22 protein-coding genes are annotated in these 25,631 nt (G+C 67.4%); 11 read left to right on the top strand and 11 right to left on the bottom strand.

Translation table 11 applies throughout. The features are described from left to right. Positions 1–61 precede the first annotated feature (61 nt). Positions 62–1,675, top strand: coding sequence for a purine-cytosine permease family protein (locus ACLJPD_RS15130; protein WP_410872749.1), 1,614 nt, complete (start codon positions 62–64; stop codon positions 1,673–1,675). A gap of 46 nt (positions 1,676–1,721) precedes the next feature. Here the strand turns inward: ACLJPD_RS15130 and ACLJPD_RS15125 are convergent, their stop codons facing one another. From ACLJPD_RS15125 to ACLJPD_RS15100, 6 genes are all read right to left on the bottom strand, one after another. Further along, positions 1,722–2,378, bottom strand: a complete 657-nt coding sequence (locus ACLJPD_RS15125; RefSeq protein WP_410872747.1) for a helix-turn-helix domain-containing protein — start codon at positions 2,376–2,378, stop codon at positions 1,722–1,724. A 102-nt stretch (positions 2,379–2,480) separates the two neighbouring features. After that, on the bottom strand, positions 2,481–3,842 hold the full coding sequence (locus ACLJPD_RS15120) for an ammonium transporter (protein WP_410872745.1): 1,362 nt from the start codon (positions 3,840–3,842) through the stop codon (positions 2,481–2,483). Between the two features lie 119 nt (positions 3,843–3,961). Continuing rightward, positions 3,962–4,972: a heme-dependent oxidative N-demethylase family protein gene (locus ACLJPD_RS15115; RefSeq protein WP_410872743.1), complete on the bottom strand. Its 1,011-nt coding sequence runs from the start codon at positions 4,970–4,972 to the stop codon at positions 3,962–3,964. Continuing rightward, on the bottom strand, positions 4,972–5,955 hold the full coding sequence (locus tag ACLJPD_RS15110) for a PDR/VanB family oxidoreductase (RefSeq protein ID WP_410872741.1): 984 nt from the start codon (positions 5,953–5,955) through the stop codon (positions 4,972–4,974). The genes ACLJPD_RS15115 and ACLJPD_RS15110 overlap by 1 nt, the downstream gene beginning before the upstream one ends. Then, complete coding sequence (locus tag ACLJPD_RS15105) at positions 5,952–6,455, bottom strand: dimethylamine monooxygenase subunit DmmA family protein (RefSeq protein WP_410872739.1); 504 nt, start codon at positions 6,453–6,455, stop codon at positions 5,952–5,954. Before ACLJPD_RS15105 ends, ACLJPD_RS15110 begins: the two co-directional genes overlap by 4 nt. 14 nt (positions 6,456–6,469) lie before the next feature. Continuing rightward, positions 6,470–6,856 (bottom strand): ethanolamine utilization protein, encoded by a 387-nt coding sequence (locus tag ACLJPD_RS15100; RefSeq protein ID WP_410872738.1) that lies wholly within the window; start codon positions 6,854–6,856, stop codon positions 6,470–6,472. A gap of 213 nt (positions 6,857–7,069) precedes the next feature. On the opposite strand from ACLJPD_RS15100, the gene ACLJPD_RS15095 reads away from it, so the two are divergent. From ACLJPD_RS15095 to ACLJPD_RS15060, 8 genes are all read left to right on the top strand, one after another. Then, a complete protein-coding gene (locus ACLJPD_RS15095) occupies positions 7,070–8,260 on the top strand; it encodes an NAD(P)/FAD-dependent oxidoreductase (protein WP_410872736.1) in 1,191 nt (396 codons plus the stop codon). 42 nt (positions 8,261–8,302) lie between these two features. Beyond that, on the top strand, positions 8,303–9,664 hold the full coding sequence (glnT, locus tag ACLJPD_RS15090; RefSeq protein ID WP_410872734.1) for a type III glutamate--ammonia ligase: 1,362 nt from the start codon (positions 8,303–8,305) through the stop codon (positions 9,662–9,664). Between the two features lie 23 nt (positions 9,665–9,687). Further along, entirely contained in the window at positions 9,688–10,587 is a 900-nt protein-coding gene (locus ACLJPD_RS15085; protein WP_410872733.1) for a class II glutamine amidotransferase, read from the top strand. Further along, positions 10,572–11,270 carry a protein glxC gene (locus tag ACLJPD_RS15080; RefSeq protein ID WP_410872731.1) on the top strand — a complete coding sequence of 233 codons (699 nt, stop codon included), beginning with the start codon at positions 10,572–10,574 and terminating at the stop codon, positions 11,268–11,270. Before ACLJPD_RS15085 ends, ACLJPD_RS15080 begins: the two co-directional genes overlap by 16 nt. Positions 11,271–11,298: 28 nt before the next feature. After that, a complete protein-coding gene (locus ACLJPD_RS15075) occupies positions 11,299–12,612 on the top strand; it encodes an FMN-binding glutamate synthase family protein (protein WP_410872729.1) in 1,314 nt (437 codons plus the stop codon). Then, entirely contained in the window at positions 12,609–13,835 is a 1,227-nt protein-coding gene (locus ACLJPD_RS15070; RefSeq protein ID WP_410872727.1) for an allantoate amidohydrolase, read from the top strand. The genes ACLJPD_RS15075 and ACLJPD_RS15070 overlap by 4 nt, the downstream gene beginning before the upstream one ends. Positions 13,836–14,000: 165 nt before the next feature. Then, a complete protein-coding gene (locus tag ACLJPD_RS15065) occupies positions 14,001–15,434 on the top strand; it encodes a hypothetical protein (RefSeq protein ID WP_410872725.1) in 1,434 nt (477 codons plus the stop codon). A gap of 57 nt (positions 15,435–15,491) precedes the next feature. Further along, positions 15,492–16,394: a helix-turn-helix domain-containing protein gene (locus tag ACLJPD_RS15060; RefSeq protein WP_410872723.1), complete on the top strand. Its 903-nt coding sequence runs from the start codon at positions 15,492–15,494 to the stop codon at positions 16,392–16,394. 31 nt (positions 16,395–16,425) lie between these two features. Here the strand turns inward: ACLJPD_RS15060 and ACLJPD_RS15055 are convergent, their stop codons facing one another. Beyond that, positions 16,426–17,640 (bottom strand): hypothetical protein, encoded by a 1,215-nt coding sequence (locus tag ACLJPD_RS15055; RefSeq protein WP_410872722.1) that lies wholly within the window; start codon positions 17,638–17,640, stop codon positions 16,426–16,428. 232 nt (positions 17,641–17,872) lie between these two features. On the opposite strand from ACLJPD_RS15055, the gene ACLJPD_RS15050 reads away from it, so the two are divergent. Further along, positions 17,873–19,354 (top strand): SDR family oxidoreductase, encoded by a 1,482-nt coding sequence (locus tag ACLJPD_RS15050; RefSeq protein WP_410872721.1) that lies wholly within the window; start codon positions 17,873–17,875, stop codon positions 19,352–19,354. An 18-nt stretch (positions 19,355–19,372) separates the two neighbouring features. On the opposite strand, the gene ACLJPD_RS15045 is transcribed toward ACLJPD_RS15050, so the two are convergent. From ACLJPD_RS15045 to ACLJPD_RS15035, 3 genes are read right to left on the bottom strand one after another with little or no spacing between them, the layout of a single operon-like run. Beyond that, complete coding sequence (locus tag ACLJPD_RS15045) at positions 19,373–20,341, bottom strand: phytoene/squalene synthase family protein (protein ID WP_410872719.1); 969 nt, start codon at positions 20,339–20,341, stop codon at positions 19,373–19,375. Continuing rightward, the gene (gene crtI / locus ACLJPD_RS15040) at positions 20,338–21,864 is read right to left on the bottom strand and encodes a phytoene desaturase family protein (protein WP_410872718.1); all 1,527 of its coding nucleotides are present in this window, start codon (positions 21,862–21,864) and stop codon (positions 20,338–20,340) included. Before crtI ends, ACLJPD_RS15045 begins: the two co-directional genes overlap by 4 nt. Positions 21,865–21,910: 46 nt before the next feature. Then, positions 21,911–23,038 (bottom strand): polyprenyl synthetase family protein, encoded by a 1,128-nt coding sequence (locus ACLJPD_RS15035; RefSeq protein ID WP_410872717.1) that lies wholly within the window; start codon positions 23,036–23,038, stop codon positions 21,911–21,913. 161 nt (positions 23,039–23,199) lie between these two features. Between ACLJPD_RS15035 and ACLJPD_RS15030 the strand changes: the two genes are divergently transcribed. Beyond that, positions 23,200–24,117 (top strand): LLM class F420-dependent oxidoreductase, encoded by a 918-nt coding sequence (locus tag ACLJPD_RS15030; RefSeq protein WP_410872716.1) that lies wholly within the window; start codon positions 23,200–23,202, stop codon positions 24,115–24,117. 26 nt (positions 24,118–24,143) lie between these two features. Here ACLJPD_RS15030 and ACLJPD_RS15025 read toward each other — a convergent pair whose 3' ends face one another. Continuing rightward, positions 24,144–25,457, bottom strand: a complete 1,314-nt coding sequence (locus ACLJPD_RS15025) for a lipase family protein (protein ID WP_410872715.1) — start codon at positions 25,455–25,457, stop codon at positions 24,144–24,146. Between the last annotated feature and the right edge of the window lie 174 nt (positions 25,458–25,631).

Here is a 25,631-nt window from a genome sequence, read left to right as displayed (position 1 = left end):
CCTCTCGACTCCCCTGGATGGCAACGGCGCCAGCACCCCGCTCGAATCGAAGGAAGATCTGATGTCCCTATCGCCGCCGCTGCGCGCCAGCGACATACCCCCACTCGTCACCTCCACCACCGACGACCCCAAAGTCCTCGAACACGCTGCCGCCGAGGACTATTCGCTGCACATCGTCCCGCTGTCGTGGCGCAGCGGCAGACTGTCGATCTCGATGGCCTGGTTCGGTCTGATGAGCGCGATGTTCTGGGTGGTCGTCGGGAGCACCGTCACCCTGGCCGTCGGCACGATCGACACCCTGATCGGCATCGCCGCGTCGGCCGTGAGCTACGGGGCGATCAACTCGGTCGCCTCGCGCTACGCCGCCAAGACCGGAACCAGCGTTTCGCTGTTCTCCCGCGCCCTGTTCGGTAGGGCCGGTTCAGCTTTCGCGGCGGCGCTGTTCGGCATCACCATCACCTACTACGTGGTCGCCGAAGGCGCGATCGTCGCGGCCGCGCTGCACGCGTATCTGCCCGCGGTGCCGATCGCGGTGTGCGCCTTGATCGTTGTCCTGTATCAGGCGCCGCTGGCCATGCGCGGGGTGACGACCTGGTTGGACAAGATCAACGGCTGGCTCCTGCCGCTGTACCTGGTCGGACTGGTGGGCTCGGTGGCATGGACCATCACGGAGTACGGCTACACCAACGACTGGCTGACCTACGAGCCCGCCACGGCCGCCGACTCCGGCGTGCCCGGCTGGTGGTTCGCCTACACCGTCTACATGGGTGTCTGGGTCGTCACCATGATGGCATGGGACTTCGCCCGTTTCGGCAAGCCGGCCGATGCGGTCTTCAACGGCCGGATCACCTTCGGTACCCCGTTCTACGTGATGACGCTGTTCGTCAATGCCGTCGTCGGCATGTTCCTTGCGCACACCATCGACATCGAGGGCCCGCTGAACGAGGAGTCCGCGATTCTCGGGATCATCGCGATGATGGGCTTCTGGGGACTGCTGTGGGTACTCATCAGCCAGACCCGCGTCAACACCGGCAACTTCTACCTGGCCTCGACGAACCTGCAGAACTTCTTCGCGCGAGCACTGAGAATCACTCTCCCCCGGGTGTTCTGGCTCGGCGTGGTCGCGGTGGTCGTCTACGTCATGATGCTCACCAATGTGCTGACCTGGATTCTGCAGGCACTCAGCTACCAGGGCGTGATCATCGTCAGTTGGGTGGCGATCGCCATGACCCACATCGCCGTCTCCTCGCGCAGTGGATCCGCACTCGGCGCTGCTGAGTTCCGGCCCGGCCGGGTGCCCGCGATCAACCCGGCGGGCGTGACCGCCTGGTCGATCTCCTCGGCGGTCGGCATCGCACTCGTCGCCTTCGGCGGCGCCGCGGGGACGGTCTGGGCGCCTCCGGTGAGCTGTGTCCTCGCCGCCGCCATCTACGCCGTGGCGCTGCGCATCGCCAAGCCCGGTTGGTTCGTCCTCGACCGCCCGCACGACCCACGCGACGAGGTCGACGACCCGTGGGAAACCCGCGTTCGATGCCATCGATGCGACGACTCCTTCATCGCCTACGAGATGGACCGCGACCCTTCCGCGAACCACCAAGCCATCTGCTTGGCCTGTGCCTCGAACACACCGAGCTTCCTGCGAGCATCGGACGCCGAAGCCGCAGCACCGAAGTAGGCAGCCGGCCATCGTGCCCCCGTCGCGCACCGCGGCGGGGGCACTGTCATGACTCGTGGTTGTCGGGATAGGCGGTGACCGCGAGGAACTTGATCGGCAGCCGGACGAGGTCGTTGGGACCGTGGATGCCCTCGCCGTCGAGTAAAAGCGAATCGCCGGGGCGCAAGGTGTATTCGGCGTCCCCGTGGCCGTAGACCATCACGCCTTCGAGCATGTACAGCAGTTCGGTGCCCGCGTGCTGAAAGCGGGGAAACACCTCGCTGGCATTGGTGAGGGTGACGAGAACCGGCTCGAGTCGCTTGTGCTGGCCGCGTAGCGCGCCGAGCAGTTCGTAGTGGTGACCGACCCTGGTGCCGCGGCCGACGATCACCGCGCCGTGACCGGACTCGACGTACACGGCGTCCCGTTCGGTGTCCGCGCCGCGGAACAGCGAGGTGACCGGAACGTCGAGGCCGCCGGCCAGGCGCGCGAGAGTCGACAGGCTGCACGAGGTCTGGGCGTTCTCGATCTTCGACAGCATCGCCTTGGAGATGCCGACCTTGTCGGCCATGTCGCCCACCGACAGTCCGGCGGCCTTGCGCAGCGATCGCACCTGTCGAGCGATCGCCTCCTCGAGATCGTTGCCGGTCGGTGCGGCTCCGGTGACCTCACGCTGAACGGGTGCGGGGTCGCCGGTGTCGCGCACGGTCGGTCGGGCTGTCATAGTGTCGATCATAACTGACCAAGGTTTCCTCTGAGGAAACGCGCACGCGCCGAAGCCCCCTCCCGGCGGTCAGCCGGAAGGGGGCGGTTTCGTGGTCGAGTGTCAGCGCCCGCCGACGGGAGCCTCCTCCGCCGCGTCGGTGGTGATCGCCTCGGCGGCTTCGACCGCCTCGGTTTCCTCGACCGGCGCGGATACCAGGGTGATCGTCTCCATCGTGTAGGCCGATTCGCCGTGCACCGCGACGTCGAGGCCTTCGGCTTCCTTCTCGTGATGCACGCGCAGACCCATCGTCTTGTCGAGCGCCTTGGCGATCAGCCAGGTGACGATGAAGCTGTAGGCGACGACCGCCGCGACCGCCACGGTCTGGCGCCAGAGCAGGTCCACTCCGCCACCGTAGAGCAGGCCGGTGACCCCGTTGGGCGCCTTCGGGTCGGCGATGAAGCCGACGAGCAGCGTGCCGAGAATGCCACCGACCATGTGGATTCCGACCACGTCGAGCGAGTCGTCGTAACCGAGGCGGAACTTGATCGAGACGGCGAGGCAGCACAGCGCACCCGCTGCCGCGCCGACCAGCAGCGCGCCCATCGGCGACACGGCACCGCACGCCGGGGTGATACCGACCAGTGCGGCGATCAGGCCGGAGCTGGCACCCAACGAGGTGGCATGACCCTCACGCACCTTTTCGACCAGCAGCCACGCGCAGATGCCCGCACAGGCGGCGGCCAGGGTGTTCAGCACGACGACCGAGGCGCTGTTGCCCGCCGAGAGCGCGGACCCACCGTTGAAGCCGAACCAGCCGAACAGCAGGATGCCCGCGCCGAGCATGGTCAGCGGAAGGCTGTGCGGGCGAGGCGGAGCCGGGAACGTCCGACGCTTGCCGAGTACGAGCACCAGCGCCAGCGCCGCGACACCGGCGTTGATATGGACCGCGGTGCCGCCGGCGAAGTCGATCGCGGCGAGCTTGTTGGCGATCCAGCCGCCGGTGATCGTGCCGTCCGCGGAGTCGAACGCGAAAACCCAGTGTGCGACAGGGAAATAGACCAGGGAGGCCCAGACACCCGCGAAGACCATCCAGGCCCCGAACTTCATCCGGTCGGCGACGGCACCGGAGATCAGCGCGACGGTGATGGCGGCGAACAGCAGCTGGAATCCGGCGACCAGCGCGGGTGGGAGCGCGGGTACGGCGGGTGCCGTCAGCATCGACGCGAGGCCGAGTGCTTCCAGCGGATCGCCGAGTAGGCCAACCCCGCCGAGCGAATTGCCGAGCACGGCCGAATAGCCGAACAGCACCCACAGGATGCCGACGACGGCGAAAGCGCCGAACGTCATCATCGCCATGTTCAGAGTATTCTTCGCGCTCACCATGCCGCCGTAGAACATGGCGAGACCGGGCACCATCAAGCTCACCGCGGCGAAGGCGGCGAGCAGCCAAGCGGTATTCGCCGCGGCTATTGCTTCTTCCATTGTGTCTACCTCAGAGGGTTATTCGGCAAAGGTCTGCCATAGAGAATCGCTGTCCACCAGTAGTGGACCACGGTGTGATTTCAATAGTTGGACTTACGGTGACATCCTTGTTAAGTGCTTCATGGCGTCACTCCGCCGAACGTGCTGAGCCAGCGCAGTGCCGGACCGCGAGTTCGCGCCAATCCCTTGTATTCGGCCATATCGAGGGGCAGATCCTCGAGCACGCGGTACAGCCGGTCGGCCCAGGAATCCACCGTGGCGACGGCGGCCAACGGCAACAGGTAGGTGCGGATCAGGAACATCACCGCGCCCGAGTGCGGCAACCGGATCAGGTGCTGCACTTCAGTTCTCAGGAACAGGCGCTGCCCCACGTCTTCGAGTGGACCGTCGGCGAGGGTGCGCCGGTCACGGCCCCACTCCGGGTAGGTCTCGGTGGCGGTATCGAGCTTGCCGTCGACCGTCAGCGTCCAGTTGGTGCGCCGGTAGCTCTGGCCCGGTTCCAGGCGCAGCAGGAAATCGTGTGCGCGGGTGATGATCTTCTCGCTGTGCACCCGCGGTACCGGCCCGTGGATCTGCAGAAAGCTCATCCCGATGTCGAATCCGAACGACCAGTCGGCAGCGAAGGTGACCACGCCCGCGTCACCCCAGAGCTGACCTTCGCGCTGATCGAGCAACACGACGTCTTCTTGGATCTGCCCGCAGATGTAGTCCAGCGGACCGGTCGGCAAGGTGCTCGCGTCGCCGAAAGTGAAGGTGTCGTCGATGTCGAGCAGGTCGTTGCGCCATCGAAAAGTGTTGTCGTTTATAAGATCTCGATCGAGATGCATCGACTCCGGATAGTCGGTGGCCAGGTCGCGCATCAGTGTCAGCATCGCGTCCCATGCGGCGGGGGCCATATGCGGGAGGCATTGCGCCCGGGAGGGGTCACGGGCGAGGATGCGGGCACGTTCGTCGAGTTCGTGTCGGTAATGGCGGTCGATCTGCACACGGCGATCACCCCACCCGCCGGCGGCCGTGGACACGGGCCGACCGGCCGGTTCGACATTGGTGCTGTATCGGTATTGATCGCGCGACAGCGGAAACGGGTAGTTCTCGATGTCGGCGCGGGTGAAGGTGTCAGCAGTAGTCATCACAGTTCCAGTTCCACTCGGTCACCGGCGGCTCGGGACACGCACGGCATCATCACCTCGCCCGCGGCACGTTCGTCCTCGGTGAGGTAGGCGTCTCGGTGGTCGATCGCGCCGCCGCGGACGGTGAGTTTGCACTCGCCACAGACCCCCTGTCGGCACAGGTTGGGGACAGCGATGCCACGAGCGAGCAGCGCTTCGAGAAGAGAGGTCGAAGCGCCGACCGGAACCAACGCACCGCTGCGCCCGAGTCGCGCGGCGAACGGCGCACCCGTGGCGGGGGCAGCGGAGGCGAAGGGTTCCGAATGGACGCGCCGCGGCGGCCAACCCGCGGCGACCGCCGCCGAGGTCACCGCCTCGATCAGACCTTGCGGGCCACACGTGTACAGATGCGACCCGAGGGGAGCATCCGATAGTCGAGAGCGCGTGTGCGCCAACAGTTCTGATCCGCTGCGCAGAACGGTCAACCGATCGCCTGCCAATGCGTGAAGGTCGTCGACGTGCGCGTCGGCGCCCGGCCGGTGCACATAGATCACCTCGAACGAGCGCCGCCAGTGAACCGCCGCTCGCACATGCGACACGATCGGCGTGACACCGATCCCGCCCGCCACCAACACGTGGTGGCGGGCCGTCGCCACCGGCGCGAAGGCGCTGCGCGGGCGTGACGCGACCACGACATCATCGATGTCCATCGCGTGCACCCACGCCGATCCCCCACGCCCGGCATCGTCGCGCCGCACCGAGATCGAATAGTGCCGAGGTTCGACCATCGGACCGGTCAGCGAATACGAGTTCCGTTCGCCGACAGCCCAGGTGATGGCCAAATGACTGCCGGGGGCGAACGACGGCAGCGCCGTCCCGTCGACCGCCGCCAGCGTCACTTCCCGGATTCCTTCGCACAACAACCGCGCACCGGTGACCCTGAGCAGCAACTCGTTCGGCCCGGCCACCACGGCCGGACTCGCGACTACGGTCTCTGACTTCACGGCAACTCCTCCGCGTCGGGCCGGTATCCGAGGTAGGCATGGTGGCGCCGGGAGAAGTGGTGGTAGACCACCACTTCGACGCCGCATCCACCGCAGATCAGGGTGTCGGCGATCCTCGCGCCCGTGGCCGTCGTGGTGCGGCAGTGCACGCAGAACACCTCGCGCGTTCCGGCGCAGAACCCATCGTCACCGTCGAGAACGACGATGGTGATCTCGTCGTCGATCGCCCCGGCGGCCAGGACGCGGGCGTGGATCCGGGCGACCGCCGCGGCGGCTCCGACGAGCAGGAACCGCCAGCCCGTGCGCGCCGATTCGAGCCCCGCGTCGATCTCGCCCGCACCGATCACCGTGCTCGCGGGCGGGAGCACCGAGCTGTGGTCGGCGACATGAGCGGCAGCCCCCGAATCGGCGACTACCACGAGGTGATGCCGTGCGTGGGAATCGAATTCGAGATTGCCCACCGATACCGCCGACCACCGCGGCACGCTGGTGGTCGACATCGACACCGCCATCGTTACGGCGCGAACGAGCGGTGCCCGACAAAGTAGGCGAGCGCCCGGTCGGGAGTGGTGAATCGGATACGCGATCCCTTCGGGAAGAAGATCGCGTCCTTCGGACCGGCCGTCTCCACCTGCCCGGTGTCGAGGTTCTCCAGCCGGAACTCCCCTTCGAGCACGACCTTCATCTCGTCGTATTCGTAGTGGTAGTCCAGCGGCGCGTCGGTGCTGCGCAACTCGAAGTAGCCGGCCGACATCTCCGAACCGTTCGGGTTGGCGTAGACGTCGTCGATGTAGCCCTGTGTGCCCGGGTATTCCGCCGTCGGCATCTGCGGCAGGTTCTTCCAGAACTCGGTGGTCACCCGGAACGGGGCGACGGTTGCGGCGGAATCGGTGGTGGTCATGCGTACTCCTGACTCTACGAAGCGACACGTATAGCCGCTGTGGTGAAACATCAACCATCGACAGGAAACCACTACCCGCATTGCCTCGGTGTTAAATCTCCAGTCCAGCGACCTCGACACCTGTGATTGACCGGCACGTAACACGGCGGAAACGCTTGAACTGTTTCATTACATACAACAACAGATCACAGCATGAAACAGCGACGGAGCATCGTGAAGCGCACAGCCAAGTACGTCATCGTGGGCGGCGGCCTGGAAGGCCTCGCTATCGCCTGGTCGCTCGCCCACCGCGGCGAGACCGATGTTCTCGTGCTCGAGCGCGACACCCTCTGCTCGGGCATGACCGGCAAGTCCAGCGGCGTGGTCCGCTGCCACTACGGAAACCCGTCACTCGCGGCGATGGCGTGGTACGGCGTCGACATCTTCACCCGGGCCACCGAACTCTTCGGCGACGACATGGCCTTTCGGCAGTGCGGCTACGTGGTCGGGGTCGCCGAGAACAATCTCGCGCCGCTACGGGCCAATGTCGCGATGATGCGAGGCCTCGGGATCGACGTCGACTTCATCAGCCATGATTCGATGGCCGAGCTGTGGCCGGGTCTGCGGCTGGACGACTTCGCCGCCTTCGCCTACGAACCTCTCGGTGGCCGCGGCGAGGCTTATATGACAGGCATGGCCTTCGCCGCCGCGGCGCGCACACTCGGTGTCCAGATCCGCCAATCCACCAAGGTCACCGGCCTTCTCGCCGACGACGCCGGCGATGTCTACGGCGTGCGACTCGCCGATGGCACCCAGATCCACGCCGAGACGGTGATCCTGGCCGCGGGCCCGTGGACACCCGCGCTGGCCGCCGGTGTCGGGGTCGACCTCGATGTCAGAGCTCAACGCGCCCAGCTCGTTCTGGTCGACCAAGGTGAACCGACGCCCGAGGTACCGGTGCTGTCGGACCTTGCGGGTTTGCAATACATCTGCCGCGAACCCAACGGCGAACTGCTGGTCGGCAATTCGGACCACGAGGTACCGGAGTACATCGACCCCGACAACTTCGCCAACCGCGCCGACGCCGCCACCATCGAGAAGACCATCGTCAAGCTCGACAAGCGTCTTCCCGACATGCCCGACCCGCGCATCACCAGTTCCTACGTGGGCGCCTATGACGTCACTCCCGATTACAACCCGATCATCGGCCCCGCCCCGGTGGCCGGGCTGTTCCTCGCGACCGGCTTCTCCGGCCACGGATTCAAGATCTCCCCCGCGGTCGGCGAACTGGTCGCCGACCTGATCACCACCGGAACCACGACGCTGCGCGATGTCGATCCCCGCGACTTCCGGTACAGCCGATTCGCCGAGAACGACTTGTTGCTCAGCCCGCACCCCTACGAGGGCGCGGGTGAGATGCGGTGAACCGGCCCATCACCTTTCGATCATTCCGAGTAGGAGCCTGACATGGCCATCGACACCGCCGAAGCATTCGCCGCGACGACCCCGGACATCGATCCGCGACCGACCCTGACCGAACTGGTGCACAGCACCGGAACCACGTTCATCCTCGCGCTGTTCGTCACCCTGTCGGGCAAACCGTGCGCCAAACTCGTTCCCGCACAGGCAGTCGGGCAACTCGAGAACGACGGTGTCGGCTTCGCCGGATACGCCGCGGGCGGTATGGGCCAACAACCCGGGGATCCCGATCTCGTCGCGATGCCCGACGCGTCGTCGTTCACCCCTATCCCGTTCGTTCGCCCCGGTCTGGCGCTGGTCCACTGCGACCCGCACGTGGCGGGTAAGCCGTGGCCGTACTCGCCGCGGGTCATCCTCCGGGAAACACTGCGCCGGGCCGCCGCGCTCGGGTTCACCGTCAATGTCGGTGCCGAGATCGAGTACTTCCTGGTCAATCGAGGTGCCTCCGGTGAACTCGTCACCGCCGACGCGTCCGATCTGAGCAGCAGGCCCTGCTACGACGCCCGCGACGTCACCCGAATGTATGACCACCTCACCGAGATCTCCACGGCGATGAACGCGCTGGGGTGGGGCAACTACGCCAACGACCACGAGGACGCGAACGGCCAGTTCGAGCAGAACTTCGACTACGCCGACGCCATGATCACCGCCGACCGCGTCATCACCGCACGGTATCTGCTGTCGGTGATCGCCGAGAAGCGCGGCATGCAAGCCACTTTCATGCCCAAACCGTTCACCGACCGGACCGGGTCCGGCATGCACATGCACCTGTCGTTGTGGCGCGAGGACGGCGCGGTCTTTCCCGATCCGACCGACGACAGAGGTCTCGGATTGTCGCCCACCGCATACGGTTTCATCGCCGGCCTGCTCGACCATGCCTGCGCCCTGCAGGCCGTCATCGCCCCGACCGTCAACTCCTACAAGCGCACCGGAGCAACCACCACCAGCAGCGGTGCCACGTGGTCGCCGCGCTTCGCGACCTACGGCGGCAACGACCGCACGCACTATCTCCGTGTCCCCGACTCGAACCGGGTCGAGCTGCGCGGCGGCGACGGTTCGGCCAACCCCTATCTCGCGGCTGCCGCGGCCGTCGCCGCCGGTCTCGACGGCGTCGAACGGGCCCTTGACCCCGGCGCACCCGGCAGCGGCGACCGCCAGAGCGACATGTTGCCGATGACCCTGCTGCACGCCATGGACGCGCTCGAGCGAGATCCCGTGCTCACCGGCGCCCTCGATATCGCCGGGCCCGGCGTCGCCGAATATTTCGCGCGGCTCAAGCGCGAGGAATTCTTCGCCTGGCACAACACGGTGTCGCGCTGGGAGATCGACCAGTACCTCACCGCCTTCTGACCATTACGAAAGAGGAGCACAACATGTGTGGAATCGTGGGTTTGCACCTACGTGACCGGGCACTGTATCCCCAGCTGGGGATGCTGCTCACCGGCATGCTCGACCAGATGTGTGACCGCGGACCCGATTCGGCGGGCATGTCCATCTACGGCGACCCGACCTGGTCGCCCGCGGGCCACGCCACCCTGTCGCTACTCGAAAACCCGCTCACGGCAAGCGTTCTGGAGTCCGCCCTCACCGACAGGCTCGGTGTAGCGGTCACCGCGTTCGACCTCGCCCCCACCACGGTGGTGCACGCGCCCGTCAGCACCGAACAGCTGCTCGAGGCCGTCCGCGCCGTGACACCGACCGCCCGGATCATCGGCTTCGGCACCGAGGTGACCGTTCTCAAAGGAATGGGCAACCCGACCGAACTCGCCCACGGCTTCGGACTTCCGAACGCATCCGGGTGGCAAGGTGTCGCCCACACCCGGATGGCCACCGAGTCGGCCGTGACCGCCGAGGGCTCACACCCGTTCTCGGTCGGCCCCGACCAGTGCCTGGTGCACAACGGCTCCTTCTCCAACCACATGAGCATCAAGCACAGCCTCGAACGCGAAGGCATCGTGTTCGACAGCGAGAACGACACCGAGGTCGGTGCGCGTTTCGTCGCCGAGCAACTGGCTGACGGCGTCGATCTCGAGAAGGCGCTGCTGATGCTGAACGAGACGTTCGACGGCTTCTACACGCTGCTGGTCTCCACCAAGGACTCCTTCGCGGTGGTCCGCGACGCGATCTCGTGCAAGCCCGCCGTGATCGCCGAGACCGACCGCTGGGTGGCGATGGCCTCCGAATACCGCGCCCTGGCGGACCTGCCCGGCGTGGACTCCGCCCGAATCTTCGAGCCCGAACCGGAAGAGGTGTACGTATGGCACCGTCAGTGACCGACACCGCCACGACCTTCGATCTGCGCACGACCACTGTGCGCAGTACCAATCAGGCATTGCAGTCGGCCGACGCCCCTGCCCGCTCGGTGATCACCGCACCGCGCGGCGCGCATGCCCTGGCGTGCGGACTCGACAGCGACATCGACGTCATCATCGACGGTCACGTCGGCTACTACTGCGCGGGCATGAACCAGCGGGCATCGGTCACCGTCGCGGGCAACGCGGGTGTCGGGGTGGCCGAGAACATGATGTCGGGCACGGTTCGGGTCACCGGCGACGCCTCACAGTCCGCAGGCGCCACCGCGCACGGGGGGCTGCTCGTGATCGAGGGCAATGCCGCCGCGCGCTGCGGCATCTCGATGAAGGGCGTCGATATCGTCGTCGGCGGCGATATCGGCCACATGAGTGCCTTCATGGGTCAGGCCGGTCGCCTCGTCGTCTGCGGTGATGCCGGTGAGGCACTGGGTGATTCGATCTACGAGGCCCGGATCTACGTGCGGGGCACCGTCGCGTCGCTGGGTGCGGACTGCATCAAGAAGGAGATGGCCGCCGAGCACCTCGCCGAGCTGGCCGAACTGCTGAACGCGGCCGGAATCGACGCCGACCCAGCGGATTTCACCCGCTACGGCTCGGCCAGGCAGCTCTACAACTTCCACGTCGACAACGCCTCGGCGTACTGACACCGCGGCGAACGAGGAGACAACTTCCATGACCTTCAACCCGACGCTGCGCGAATCGGCGACCTTCGACCGCACCGTGATCGCCGAGATCCAGCGGGCCGCCGAGACCGGCATCTACGACATCCGCGGCTGGGGCGCCAAACGCCGACTCCCGCACTTCGACGACCTGCTGTTCCTCGGCGCGTCGATGTCGCGGTATCCCCTGGAGGGCTATCGCGAACGCTGCGACACCGACGTGGTGCTCGGCGATCGCAACGCGAAATTTCCCCTGCACCTCGACATTCCGGTCACGATCGCCGGAATGAGCTTCGGAGCGTTGTCCGGGCAAGCCAAGGAAGCACTCGGTCGCGGCGCCAGCGAAGTCGGCACATCGACCACCACCGGCGACGGTGGGATGACCCCCGAAGAACGGGGTCAGTCGAAAAACCTCGTATACCAGTACCTTCCGTCACGATACGGGATGAATCCCGATGACCTGCGCAAGGCCGATGCCATCGAGATCGTGCTCGGCCAGGGCGCCAAACCCGGCGGCGGCGGCATGCTGCTCGGCCAGAAGATCACCGAACGCGTCGCGGGCATGCGCACCCTGCCCCAGGGCGTCGACCAGCGCAGTGCCTGCCGTCATCCCGACTGGACCGGTCCCGACGACCTCGCCATCAAGATCATCGAACTACGCGAGATCACCAACTGGGAGAAGCCGATCTATGTGAAAGTCGGCGCGACCCGGACCTACTACGACGTCAAGCTGGCAGTGAAGGCAGGCGCCGACGTGGTGGTCGTCGACGGCATGCAGGGCGGCACCGCCGCGACCCAGGACGTGTTCATCGAACACGTGGGTATCCCCACCCTCGCCGCCATCCCCCAGGCGGTGCAGGCCCTGCAGGAGATGGGACAGCATCGCAAGGTACAGCTGATCGTCTCCGGTGGTATCCGCAGCGGCGCCGATGTCGCCAAAGCGATGGCACTGGGTGCCGACGCGGTCGCGATCGGTACCGCGGCGCTGATCGCGCTGGGCGACAACAGTCCTCGCTTCGCCGAGCGATACCGCGAACTCGGCTCCGAAGCCGGCTTCTACGACGACTTCCAGGCCGGTCGCGATCCCGCCGGCATCACCACCCAGGACCCCGAACTCGCCGCGAATCTCGACCCCGTCGAAGGCGGGCGCCGACTCGCGAACTATCTGCGCGTGCTCACCATGGAAGCGCAGACCCTCGCCCGCGCCTGCGGCAAGTCGCATCTGCGCAACCTCGAACCGGAGGATCTGGTGGCGCTGACGGTCGAGTCGTCGGCGATGGCCCGCGTGCCGCTCGCCGGAACGACCTGGATCCCCGGCCGGTCATGAAGAGTTTCGACGCCATGTGGGCGGCCATCCTCGACGTCGGCCGCGAACCGTCGACCGGTGGCTATCGACGCTTCGCGTGGAACGACGCGGAGATGACGCTGCGTGAATGGTTCACCGGCGAGGCTGATCGGCGCGGCATGACCGTCGACGAAGACCGCAACGGCAACCTCTGGGCCTGGTGGATGCCGATCGGCTGGACCGGCGAACCCCGCGACGCCTTCGTCACCGGGTCGCATCTGGATTCCGTGCCCGACGGCGGCGCCTTCGACGGACCGCTGGGCGTGGTCTCGGCGTTCGCCGCCGTCGATGTCCTGCGCGAACGCGGCATCGCGCCGACCAGACCCGTGGCGGTCACCGCGTTCACCGACGAGGAAGGCGCCCGCTTCGGGGTCGCCTGCATCGGTTCACAACTGACCTCCGGAGCACTGAAACCCGAACGCGCGCTTCGGCTTCGCGACGCCGATGGCATCACCCTCGCCGAAGCGCTCACCGGCGCGGGCCGCGACCCCGCGCACCTCGGCGCCGATCCGGCACTGACCGAACGCGTCGGCGTCTACGTCGAATTGCACGTCGAGCAGGGGCGCGCACTCGACCTCGTCGATCAACCCCTCGCGGTCGCGTCGTCGATCTGGCCGCACGGCCGATGGCTGTTCACCTTCACCGGCGAGGCCAATCACGCGGGCGCCACCCGACTCGTCGACCGCCGCGATCCCATGCTCACCTTCGCCTCGTCGGTCCACACCGCCCGCGCCGCCGCCGCACTGCACGACGCGGTCGCCACCTTCGGCAAGGTCCGGGTACTTCCCAACGGCGCCAACGCGATTCCGTCCGAAATCAAAGCCTGGCTCGACGCACGCGCCGCCGACGAAGCAACGCTGACCGAACTCGTCGACCACATCACCCGCGAGATCCACGGGCACGCGGCCACCGACGGCATCGGCTTGCACACCGAGGCCGAATCGATCACGCCCATCGTCGAATTCCCAGCAGGTACCCGCCACCGTCTGCAGTCGGCACTCGGCCACCTGGGCGAGATCCCGGTGCTGCCCACCGCGGCGGGACACGATGCGGGCATCCTCTCGGCCAAGGTCCCGACCGCCATGCTCTTCGTCCGCAACCCCACCGGAGTCTCACACTCCCCGGTCGAGCACGCTGACGCGGACGACTGCCACGCCGGGGTGCTGGCGCTCGCCGATGTCATGGCGGACTGGGTGTCGACCTGACGACATCCGCGCCGCAGCGCGAAAGAAGCTGCGACCCTTGCCATCGCACCGATCGCCTCCTAACCTCTACCGAATAGTCGAACTGCAGAGTTCGAATATTCGTCGCACGGCGAAAGTTTCTCGGATCGGGTGACCACGCCGGCACTACGAATCTAGGAGTCGTCCGTGTCCGAGAGAATGGGTCGTGCCGCCGTCACCGCCGCGATCGGACTGACAGCACTACTGACCGTCAGCACCGGCACCGCCGCGGCGGACTTCGGTTCACTGCCACCGGCCAATCCACACCTGGGCCCGCTGGGTACGGCGACCATGCACGGCGATGCCGAATCCTCCGACGCCACACCGTTCGCCGGCCCCGGCACCGGGCACATCGACAGCGATTTCCATGAGCTCGCCGCGGCGTGCCCGACCATCCTCCAAGGCTCCGACGGCATGCCGCAGGCGCTGTGCACCAAGGTCATCGACCGTGCCCCGAAGGTCTTCCTGCTCGACCCGAACAGTGGTCGACCGCTCGCCTCGCTCGACCTGGCCAAGGGCAGCCTGCTCGGCGGCGTCTACGCCTATCTGGACAGCAACGACCGCATGGTCACCGTCGACGGCAGCGGCAAGCTGCTGCGCATCGGCCACCGCGAGAACGGCGACGACTGGACGGTCTTCATCGAATCGGCGACCGATATCGCCCAGGCCGTGACCGGTCACTGTGGCGGCGGAGACTGTGACGCGGTCAGTTCGGTGATGCCCGACTTCGACGGCCGGGTCTGGTTCGCCACCGACAATGCGGCGGTGGGCTTCTCCGACCCGTCGACCGGTGTAGCCCGCGCGATCGTGCTCGGTCCCGGCGAAAAGGTCGCCAACAGTATCTCCACCGCGCCGCAGGGCGTGGCGATCGCCACGACTCACGCGCTGTACCTCGTCGACGTGGACGGCTCGGGCAATCCTCGGGTGGTGTGGCGGCAGGCCTACGACCGCGGCCCGGCCCGCAAGCCCGGGCAACTGTCCTGGGGTTCCGGTGCCACGCCCACCTTCTTCGGACCCGGCGACGGCACCGAATACCTGGCGATCACCGACAACGCGGTGCCGAAGGAGAACCTGCTGGTCTTCGACACCGCGACCGGCAACCGGATCTGCTCGGTACCCACCGTCGACGGCACCGAGAACTCCCCGATCGGCTCCGGTAGCAGTCTGTTCGTCGCGGGAACCTACGGCTACCCGTATCCGGCCCTGCCGGACGGCGCGGGTCCGAGCGAACCGGCGAACGCCGCGTTCACCGGCGGGATGGTGCGAGTCAACGTCACCGGCTCCGGCTGCCGGGTGGTGTGGACCAACAAGGCGCTGTCCGCGGCGGTCCCGCGTCTGTCGGTGGCCGACGGCAAGATCTACACCGTGACCCGGCACACCGTGATCCCGACCGGCAGCGTCGGCCTGACCGACAACTTCCGATACACCGTGATCGACGCCGCGTCCGGGCGCATCGACACCGAGAAGCTGATCGGGGCGACAGCCGTCCACAACACGCTCCAGATGGTCGGGACCATCTCACCCGACCGAACTCTCTACCAGGGCACGATGACCGGCCTGTTCCGCATCGCACCACGCTGAGTGTCGTGTGCGATCATCGGAGCCAACCGGCGGCGTTCGATGCGGGAGGGAGGCGGAATGGGATCCGATTCGGCTCGCCCCCATGATGATTCACCGCCGACCAGCCGGGTGATCGCCGTCGTGGAGCTGCTCGCGGCGCGGGGCACCGCACTCTCGGCGGCCGAGATCGCGCACTCGCTCGACCTGAGCCGGTCGACGGTGGGAGCCATCCTGGCCACCCTCGACCGGCACGGGTGGACCCGGCGACAGCCCGATCTGGCCTACCGGCTCGGCCCCGGCCTGTCACGGGTCGGGCTACTGGCACCCGCGATTCTCGCCGAGAGCGCGGCGGTCGGCGAGGAACTCGAGCGGCTGGCAGCGCGCGCGGGCTGTGGCGCCGCCCTCACCGCGTTGATCGGGGACGAACTCACCTTCGTGGCGGTCGTCGGCGGGCATGGCCTCATCCCGGCGGGCATCGAGAACGGGACCCGCATACCACTGCTCCCGCCCGCGGGCGCCACCCTCGTCGCCCACGCCCCCGCCGCCGCGCAGAACCGGTGGCTCGATCGCGGTGACCCCGACCGCCGCGCCGAGTTCCGTGATGTCCTGGCGACGATCCGCACCGCGGGCTACTGCGCCTGGAGCCTGCGCCCGGGCGCACTCAACGCGCTCCGTGTCCTGTCCGACGTGGTCGACCACCTCGCCGAACGCCCCGCGACCGATGAACTGCGCGGGCGAGTCCTGAGCCTGCTCGGCGACGTCAGCGGCAGCGCGCACACCGAAGACGCACTGAACTCCCCGGCGGCGCTGTCCCTCGGTTATCTGAGCGCCCCCGTCCTCGCTCCTGCCGGCCGGGCCCTCTTCGAAATCCAGATCGGCCCGCTGTGTACCGAAGCCACCCTCCCCCAGCGGCGACGCTATATCGACGAACTGCTCGCCACCGCCCGTCGGGTCGAACACATCGCCGCCGCCGAAATGTAGGCAGCGACACCGAAAACCGGTGACGTCGAAGTCAGCCCGTCGCCCCACGTCCTGACCTGGCGACGAGCTCCAGCGCGAGCAGCACGACGCCGGTGACCAGCGCGATCACCACCGCGACCCGCACAGTCGGGTAGTCCCAGAACACGAGTACCGTCGCGGCGACGATCAGCACCGTGGCGCGCACCCAACCCAGATTCGACGCGACGAACCGCGATACCGGACCGCTCTGGCCTCGGCGGAGCCGATCCCCCACCCGATCAGCCGTCGCGCGCACCCAGGACGCCGGCGCTGATGGGCCGGTGAGGAAAGCGCCGAGACCTACCACCGCGGCCACGACCACGAGCACCCGCATACTCACCCGCAACGGACCGACCACAGTGTCGAAGAAGATCCGGGCTACCTCCGGTGACATCGACTGGGACCGAACATGATCGAGATATATGCCACGCCCGATCAGCAGTGCCACCGCGAGCACGACCATCGACACCACCACACTCACCACGACGGCGATGATCGCCCGGCGACGGAAACCGTTGCCCGCCACCAGGATCGCGCTCAGCGCGCAGACCAGCGCGGCGGCCGCCAGCACGATCGCCGCCCGGTCGAGCAGACGCACGGCCCGCTGCGCCTGCGCCAGCTCGTCGGAATCGATGAGCACGAATTCGGTACGCGCATCGATGTCGCGGTCGGCGAGGGCGAAACCGCGGCGGTCCAGCCGCTCGACGACCTCGTCCACCAGTGGGTCGAGCGAGAGCGACACCACGCCGTCGGTGTTCACCCGGACCACGCCGTCATCGATGCCGGTGACCGTTGCCACCAGCCCGCGATGCGCCAGCCGGTTCGCCGTGGTCCACAGTCGAGGGAAGGCGTCGCTGTGCACCAGGGTGGTCGCCACGCCGCGGACCAACTGCTCGGACTGGGCTTCCAGCAGCGCGGGCACACTCCGCAGCGCGGCCGTGGCGAGCGGACCGCGGTTCTCGGCGTCGCCGACGGTGTCGAGTAGTTCCGATGCCGCCCGCTCGACGTCGACACGGGCCATCACAGCCCTGGTCAACGCATCCGCGACAGCCGTCTGAATCGCCGGGTCGTAGGCCAGCGGGGACACGGTGTCGACGTAATGGTCGGTGTCGAGGACCTTTGCGCGCAGGAACCCGGCGACAACAGCGGTCAGCGTGAAGATCCCCGTGGCGAACACCAGCAATGCGACGGCGAGCCGCCGCCCCCGGCCACCAGAAACAGTCGTCATCTGTCCGGCTTTCTCGCTGCATGTCGAGTCCGACCATCGTATCCCCACCGCGGCGGCGAGAGCCGCAACGACGGGCCACCGAACCCGATCCAACCTGCGATTCTGCTCGAAACCGGGCCCGAGGCCGGATGGTCGAACGCGTTATCAGGATATTGTCGACGTATCCAGCGCGGCCTTTCCTTCGCACTACCTCACCGATCTCGACGTCCACAATCGGAAAAGAGTGATGAGCATGCGGTGCGTGGTTTTCGGAGCAACCGGCTATATCGGCGGACGTTTGGTGCCCGAACTGATCCAGGCCGGTCATCAGGTCCGTGTCGTGGCCAGGACGCCGGAGAAGCTGGCGGAGGTCCCCTGGCGGGATCGAGTCGAGATCGTCCGTGGCGATGTCACCGACGACGAGCAGGTGCGCGCGGCCGTCGCGGACCAGGAGGTCGTCTACTACCTGGTTCACTCGTTGACCCGTGGCGACTTCTCCGACACCGACCGGCAGGCGGCGGAGATCGTCGCGGCCGCTGCGCACGCGGCAGACGTGCGACGCATCATCTACCTCGGCGGCATCGTCCCACCACACGCGACGCTGTCGCGCCACCTCGCCTCCCGCGCCGAGGTGGGCGAGATCTTCCGGGCATCCGGCGTCCCCACGGCGGAACTGCGCGCCGCGGTGATCATCGGATCCGGCTCGGCCAGTTTCGAGATGCTGCGCTACCTGTCCGAACGCCTTCCCGCGATGATCACCCCTCGGTGGGTGCACAACCGGATCCAGCCCATCGCCGTCCGAGATGTCCTGTACTACCTGGTGCATGCCGCGTCGTTGCCCGCTGACGTCAATCGCGCGTTCGACATCGGCGGGCCCGACGTCGTCACCTACTTGACCATGATGCGCAAGTACGCCGTCGTCGCCGGGTTGAATCGCCGGGTGGTGCTGCCGGTCCCGGTTCTCACGCCATGGCTGTCGGCGCAATGGGTCAACCTGGTGACTCCGGTGCCTCGTGCGCTGGCCGTACCTCTCATCGAATCTCTCGTCCACGAAGTCGTGTGCGGCGAGCACGACATCGCCGCACACATCCCCGATCCCGCCGAGGGGCTCACGCGCTACGAACGTGCGGTGGAGTTGGCGCTGAATCGAATTCGCAACGCTGAGGTCCCTACCCGCTGGTCCGACGCCAGCACCTTCGGCGCGCCGTCGGATCCGCTGCCCACCGACCCGGACTGGTCCGGCGGTTCCCTCTACGAGGACCTGCGCGAGCACCACACCAGCGCCGACCCCGACACCCTCTGGGCGGTGATCGAAGCGATCGGCGGCGAGAACGGCTGGTACTCGTCCCCATTCGCCTGGTCGTTCCGCGGCTGGATCGACCGAGTCTCCGGCGGTGTCGGTTTGCGTCGGGGCCGCAAGAACCCACGCTATCTGCATCAGGGCGAAGCGTTGGACTGGTGGCGCGTAGAACAGATCGACCGGCCCCGTCTGCTGCGGCTTCGCGCCGAAATGCGGGTCCCGGGACTGGCCTGGCTGGAACTGAGCGTCGAACCCGACCCGAACGGGGGCTCCTGCTATCGGCAACGAGCCATCTTCCAGCCGCACGGACTCGCCGGGCATCTCTACTGGCAGGCGATCTCACCGTTCCACAACGCAGTATTCGGCGGGATGGTCCGCAACATCACCGGGACCGCGGAACGCACCCCCGCCGACGGCGCGGCTTCGCCGAGCTGAGGGTTTACCCGGTACGGCTCACATCGGTCCTTCAGCCGGGGTCAGTGCGCGAACGCGGCTGCCTCGCCGTGCCCAGAGCGCGCGAGCCAACGCCGAACCGGCAACACGGGTGCGGCGCACGTTACCGACGGTGGCTCGCGCGGTGAACACCGCGAAGTCGGTCTCCTCGATGCGGTCGAGAATTTCCGAGTACAACACGGCCGCCGTGGCCACGCATGGTCGCGAAACCGGGTGTAGCAGTGCGATTCCGGCGTCAGCGTATCGGTACAAGTCGCGGGCGACGGCATGTTGGGCGGCCAGTGCCGAGCGCACCTTGGCGTCAGTGCGGCGATTGTCTCGACACCATTGCAGCCGGGCGCGATCGACATCGAAAGCTGCCAGCTCGTCGGCAGGCAGGTACACCCGGCCCCGATCGAGATCCTCGGCGACGTCTCGCAGGAAGTTGGTGAGCTGGAAGGCCTTCCCCAGTGCCGCCGCGTACGGAGCAGCATCGGCTCGAGCGCCGACGGTGCCGAGCACGGGCAGTACCTGCAGGCCGATCACCGCTGCCGAACCGTGCACGTAGCGATCCAACGCGGCCCGGTCGGGGTAGTCGGTCACCGTCAGATCCATACGCATCGAGTCGAGGAATTCCTCGAACAGGACGTGGTCGATGTGGTACCTGGCTGCGGTATCTGCGAGCGCGGCGAAGATCGGGTCGGCACCGGGGTTACCGGAAAGACTGTCGCGCATTTCCTGCGCCACCGCGTCCAGTCGGTCCGCCCGGGTGCCCGCGGCAGCATCGATCGGGGGTTCGTCGACGATGTCGTCGGCCCACCGGGCGAAGCCGTAGAGAGCGTGGATGGCCGGCCGTTGGGCGGGAGCGAGCAGCCGAGTGGCCAGAAAGAACGTGCGCCCGTGCTGCGCGTTGAGTTCGCGGCATCTGAGGTAGGCCGCACGCAGCTCCGTGGCGCGGATACCGGCGGCGTCGAGTTCGGTGCGCATCATCGTCGATCACCCCTGGTGGCGGTCGCGGCCGACGGCCGCGAGGTGGACACCGTGCCGGTGACACGGTCCGCGGCGAGCCGACCCGACAGCAGGGCGGTCGGCACACCGACGCCGGGGACGGTACCGCAGCCTGCCAGCACCGCGTTGGACGCGCCGCGCGGCAGGTTCGCGGGACGAAACGGTCCGGTTTGCGCGAAGGTGTGCGCGAGCGAGAACGGCGTACCGGCCAGCATGCCCTGTCGTTCCCAGTCGGCGGGGGTGTCCAGATGCACGACCCTCGAGTCACTGACGAAGCCCGGGACCAACCGGTCCTCGACGATCGCGGCGAGTTCCTCGCCGTAAGCGGTGGCCCGGCGATCCCAGTCCAGGTCCCCGCTGCGGTACAGGTTGGGTACCGGAGCCAGGACGGTGAACAGATCGCGGCCGTGCGGAGCAAGAGCGGGATCGGTCGCGGTAGGGCGGGTCACCAGCAGTGACGGGTCCGTCATCAATGTTCCCGCACCGATCAGTTCGTCGAAGGTCTGCTGCCATGCGGCGCCGAAGACCAGGTTGTGATGCGCGGTCGGCACGCCGGCAGGAACGGCGAGGTGCATGACGACCGCAGAGGGCGCCGGGCGCCAGCTGATCGGTCGGCGCGGGGAGCGATCGAGCAATGCGTAGGCAGTAGGAAGTTCCGTCGCCAAAACGACGGCATCGCAAGGGATTCGGCGTCCTTGATCGGTGCGGACCGCGGTGATCCGGGAGCCGCTTCGTTCCAGTTCGTCGACTGTCTCGCCGAAACAGAACGTGACACCGGCGTCGGCGGCAGCGGCGGCCAGGGCGTCCGGCAGTGCGCGCATGCCACCGCGCGGAAAGTAGACCCCGCCCACGGTATCCATGTAGGAGATCACCGCGTACAGCGCCAACGCTCGTTGCGGCGATACCCCGGCGTAGAGGGATTGGAAGGTGAATACCCTGCGCAGCCGCTCGTCGGTCAGGAACGACCCGACCGCCTTGTCGAGGCGCCGGAACCCGCCCAACGCGATCAGCCGCGCGAACGCCGGTGTCAGCAGCGAGAGTGGCGAATCGACGTTCGCGGCGATGAAACGATCGAATTCGACGCGGTACAGCTCGCTCAACCACGCGCGCAGCCGGCGGTAGCCATCGACTTCCTTGGGTCCGGCGAAGGCCAGAACCGATTCCTCCATCGCAGCGGCGTCGCTGTGAATGTCCAACCCGCTGCCGTCGGCGAAGTGCGCGCGGTAGGCGGGAACTACCGGCAGCAAGTCCAACCGGGACTCGAGACTGTCGCCGACCGCGGCAAGGGTGTCGGCAACGATGTCGGGCATGGTGAGCACCGACGGTCCGGTGTCGAGCCGATAGCCGTCGACGTCGCGCCGTCCGGCCCGACCGCCGGCGAACGCGTCGCGCTCCACCACCGTGACACTGCGACCGCGCCCCGCCAGGTGTAGCGCGGCAGCCAGACCGGCCAGACCGGCCCCGACGACGACCACCTCATCGGTTCTTCCCGATACCGTTCGCATAACTTCCTCTCCATCGGACCGTTCGGTGGTTACGGCAGGGGGTTGATCAGTGGGTGCGGTGGGTGCACAACAGCGCCATTCGGTGCAGCGCGTCGGCCACCGACGGTTCGAGATCAGCCACGTCGAGGAGCCGACGTGCACGCTCGACTCGGTCGCCGATCATCTGTTCAGCGCGCTCTCGTGCGCCGCTCTCGGTGATCACCGCCTGCGCGAGCGCTACGCCCTGCTCGCCGATGTACGCCTCTCTCCAGAGATCGCGTAACCGGGCGCGGTCCGACGGTGCGGCGAGCTGATCGGCCAGCGCGATCACGATGGTCGCCTTTTTTTCTCGGACATCGTCGCCGGTGGGCTTTCCGGTAGCCGAGGGATCGCCGAAGATGCCGAGCAGGTCGTCACGGAGCTGGAACGCTTCCCCGATCACCTCGCCGTAGGCACCGAGAACGCGCATCACCGTCTCGTCGCAGCCGGCCATCGCAGCACCCAGTTCGAGCGGGCGACGCACTGTGTAGTTACCGGACTTGCGGCGCGCGATGTCCATCACCGCACCCACCGACGGAACGAGGTTGGCGTCGTTGGTCAGATCCGCGAGTTGGCCAACCGCCAGCTCGCTGCGCATCGAGTCGTAATGCGGCCATGCTCGATCCAACGCGGCGGCGGCGACGCCACTCTCGCGCAGCATGCGCTCAGCCCACACCAGGTACAGGTCGGCGAGCAGAATCGCCGCGGACTCACCGAATCGGGCCGACGATCCCGACAGTTCCTGATTCTTGTGCCATGTGGCGAGTCGCTGATGGGCCGATGGACCTCCCCGCCGGACCAGGGACTCGTCCATCACGTCGTCTTGCACGAGCGCGAACGCGTGCAGGAGTTCCGCGCTGGCCGCGGCGCGCAGCGCGGGTTCGGATTCACCGCCGCCGCCACTCAACCAGCCCAGATAGACGAACACCGACCGTACGCACTTGCCGCCCGAAGCGAAGTCGATCATCAGCTGACCGGGTAGCGAGAACCCCGCCGGGTCCAGTTCTGCCGTGCAGCGCGCCCGGACGAACTCGTCGACGTGATCGCGTACCGACCATTGCGTGCGCGCGAGCCACACCGCGAACCGCGAAGAACCGTCACCACCGACAGTGGGTTCGTCAGGCCGGAGCGAGACTGCTACTCGTTCTGCATCCACCGTTCGATTGTGACACCGTTCGGCCCAAAATGCATCGTTTGCGCATCGTTTCGTAGTCGTCTCTCAGGGAGACGGCGCCCCGAGAACTGACCCCGGTCCGGCCGACGCGGTGGTGCCCCGGTGTCGGGCGCGCCGAGGACGGATCGGGCACGATGGTGATCATGGACCTCCGCATCTTCACCGAACCCCAGCAGGGCGCCGACTACGACACGCTGCTGTCGGTGGCGCGCGCAGCCGAGGAGCTCGACTTCGACGCGTTCTTCCGTTCCGACCACTATCTCGCCATGGGCGAGGCCGAGGGCCTACCCGGCCCGACCGATGCCTGGATCACCCTGGCCGGGCTGGCCAGGGACACCTCCCGGATCCGGCTGGGCACCCTGGTCACCGCCGCGACCTTCCGGCTGCCCGGACCGCTGGCCATCCAGATCGCCCAGGTGGATCAGATGTCGGGTGGGCGGGTCGAACTCGGCCTGGGCAGCGGCTGGTTCGCCGCCGAACACACGGCCTACGGAATTCCGTTCCCGGACAACCGGTTCGGCCTGCTCGAGGAACAGCTGGCCATCGTCACCGGCCTGTGGGAGACCAAGCCGGGCGCGACGTTCAGCTTCGACGGCGTCCACTATCAGCTCACCGACTCCCCCGCCCTGCCCAAGCCGGTACAGGATCCGGTACCCGTGATCATCGGCGGCAACGGCAAAGTCCGCACCCCGCGCCTGGCGGCCCGCTACGCCACCGAGTTCAACATGCCGTTCGCCTCGATCGCCGACAGCGCCACCCAGTTCGACCGGGTGCGCGCCGCGGTACGCACAGCCGGGCGCACCGACGAACTGGTCTACTCCAACGCCCTGGTCGCCTGCGTCGGGCGCACCGACACCGAGGTGGCGCGCCGGGCCGCCGCGATCGGCCGCGAGGTCGATGAGCTGAAGACCAACGGCCTGGCCGGTTCGCCCGCCGAGGTCGTCGACAAGATCGCCCGCTACCGCGAGATCGGTGCGAGCCGGATCTACCTGCAGATCCTCGATCTCGCCGATCTCGACCACCTGGAACTCATCGCCGCCGAGGTGCAATCGCAGCTCTGAATCCGACGGGGCTGCGTTTTCCCGGCCTATCCGGGCAGTGGGATGTCGGCTTTGAAGCGCTCGCCCGGCGGGAGTCCGCGCAGTACCGCGCTGGTCCAGGCCACCGCCGGTGGCCAGCCCGCGGCGGCGTTGACCAGGTGTTCGGGCAGCGGCATGGTGTAGAACCGCAGATCGGCGCCGCGGTTCCAGTAGTCCTTGACCGTTGGCAGCACGACGTCGGCGGGGATCAGTTCGTCCCAGATACCGTGCCACCAGAGGATCGGGCTGTCGGGAATGTGTTGGCCCACACTCTGTTCCGCGAGAACTTCCATGACCCCGGGTGCGGTGTCCAGGGACTTGCCCGGCTGGAAGTAGGCACTGATCGGTCGGTACGCGCCCGCCGCCGCGATCGTGTACACGCAGCGCTTGCCCATATCCGCGACGATGGCCTGGCCCTCGGGGGTCAGGAGTTCCTCGGCGTCGAACTGCTCGGGGAATTCCCGTGACAGCGCGGCGAATCCGAGCCACATGGTGAAGTTGCTGATGCCGGTGAGCCCGGGCTGTCGGGCGACCGCGTAGCGGGCCTGGGCTCGCAGGTCGGCGGGGAAACCGCCCACCGCGGTGCCGAGCAGTCGTACGTCGGGGGCGTAGGTCTGGCGCAGCTCGGCGGCGCGGATCGACCCGGAGCCGCCACCGGAGTATCCGTAGAGGGCGATCCCGGAATCGGTGAGGCCCAGTGCCGAATTCTTCATGGCACGCAGGCTGTCGAGCACCATCTTGCCTTCGTCGTAGGTGTTGAAGGTGTTGAACTTGCCGTCGAAGTCGGGCACGTTGACGGCGAAGCCCTGCGCGAGCCAATAGACCGTCAGCGCGGCCTCTTTCATCGTTCCCGTCTGCAGCGTGTAGGAGGGATTGCAGGCGGAATCGGTCGAGTCGATCGCCTCCTGGAACGAGACCACCGGTCGCGCGCTGCCCGACCAGGGAATGCCGGGGACGATCACCGACGTCGCGGTCGCGATCGGATTGTCGTGCACGTCGTTGCTGCGATACAGCAGCTGTTCGGTGTGGACGGGGAACGGCAGCCCGAGCAGCCGGGTCTGCACCGTGCGGGAGCGGATGATCTGACCGGGGGCGTAGGAAGCCAGCTCGGCCGGGTCGTCGTACCAGGGATCCTCGGCGGGTACCGGGATCGGCAGCTGGTCGTAGAGCTCGGGCTCGGCGGGCAGCTGCGGCAGCTGGTTCTGATCGGGCGGGAAGCTCGGATACGGGTCGGCCACGGCGGCCGTGGTGCCCGATACCGCCAGACACAGCGCTGCCAGCGGCACCGCCGCCCATCTGGTGGCGCCTCGTGTGCTCTTCATCGGTTCCTCGCTTCGGTAGGTGACGCCGATTACAGCACGATGCCTTACTCATAACAAGACTTCTTGTTTCAGTCGGCCCGGCAGCGCCGCAGGAACCGGCGCCCCACGGACGGATCGCCGAGGCCGAGGCCGTGGTCGCGGCGTGGCGTGGCGTGGCGCCGTCACGCTGTGACG

This window comes from Nocardia sp. A7 (assembly GCF_046549215.1).
Lineage (GTDB): Bacteria > Actinomycetota > Actinomycetes > Mycobacteriales > Mycobacteriaceae > Nocardia.
Note: the sequence above shows the minus strand (reverse complement) of the source record. Positions and strands in the feature narration are given on the sequence as shown.

Coding starts and splice junctions, on each gene's coding strand:
- ACLJPD_RS15130 (WP_410872749.1), top strand. CDS start 62: ATGTCCCTATCGCCGCCGCTGCGCGCCAGCGACATACCCCCACTCGTC.
- ACLJPD_RS15125 (WP_410872747.1), bottom strand. CDS start 2,378: ATGACAGCCCGACCGACCGTGCGCGACACCGGCGACCCCGCACCCGTT.
- ACLJPD_RS15120 (WP_410872745.1), bottom strand. CDS start 3,842: ATGGAAGAAGCAATAGCCGCGGCGAATACCGCTTGGCTGCTCGCCGCC.
- ACLJPD_RS15115 (WP_410872743.1), bottom strand. CDS start 4,972: ATGACTACTGCTGACACCTTCACCCGCGCCGACATCGAGAACTACCCG.
- ACLJPD_RS15105 (WP_410872739.1), bottom strand. CDS start 6,455: ATGTCGACCACCAGCGTGCCGCGGTGGTCGGCGGTATCGGTGGGCAAT.
- ACLJPD_RS15100 (WP_410872738.1), bottom strand. CDS start 6,856: ATGACCACCACCGATTCCGCCGCAACCGTCGCCCCGTTCCGGGTGACC.
- glnT (WP_410872734.1), top strand. CDS start 8,303: ATGGCCATCGACACCGCCGAAGCATTCGCCGCGACGACCCCGGACATC.
- ACLJPD_RS15085 (WP_410872733.1), top strand. CDS start 9,688: ATGTGTGGAATCGTGGGTTTGCACCTACGTGACCGGGCACTGTATCCC.
- ACLJPD_RS15080 (WP_410872731.1), top strand. CDS start 10,572: ATGGCACCGTCAGTGACCGACACCGCCACGACCTTCGATCTGCGCACG.
- ACLJPD_RS15075 (WP_410872729.1), top strand. CDS start 11,299: ATGACCTTCAACCCGACGCTGCGCGAATCGGCGACCTTCGACCGCACC.
- ACLJPD_RS15070 (WP_410872727.1), top strand. CDS start 12,609: ATGAAGAGTTTCGACGCCATGTGGGCGGCCATCCTCGACGTCGGCCGC.
- ACLJPD_RS15060 (WP_410872723.1), top strand. CDS start 15,492: ATGGGATCCGATTCGGCTCGCCCCCATGATGATTCACCGCCGACCAGC.
- ACLJPD_RS15055 (WP_410872722.1), bottom strand. CDS start 17,640: ATGACGACTGTTTCTGGTGGCCGGGGGCGGCGGCTCGCCGTCGCATTG.
- ACLJPD_RS15050 (WP_410872721.1), top strand. CDS start 17,873: ATGCGGTGCGTGGTTTTCGGAGCAACCGGCTATATCGGCGGACGTTTG.
- ACLJPD_RS15045 (WP_410872719.1), bottom strand. CDS start 20,341: ATGATGCGCACCGAACTCGACGCCGCCGGTATCCGCGCCACGGAGCTG.
- crtI (WP_410872718.1), bottom strand. CDS start 21,864: ATGCGAACGGTATCGGGAAGAACCGATGAGGTGGTCGTCGTCGGGGCC.
- ACLJPD_RS15030 (WP_410872716.1), top strand. CDS start 23,200: ATGGACCTCCGCATCTTCACCGAACCCCAGCAGGGCGCCGACTACGAC.
- ACLJPD_RS15025 (WP_410872715.1), bottom strand. CDS start 25,457: ATGAAGAGCACACGAGGCGCCACCAGATGGGCGGCGGTGCCGCTGGCA.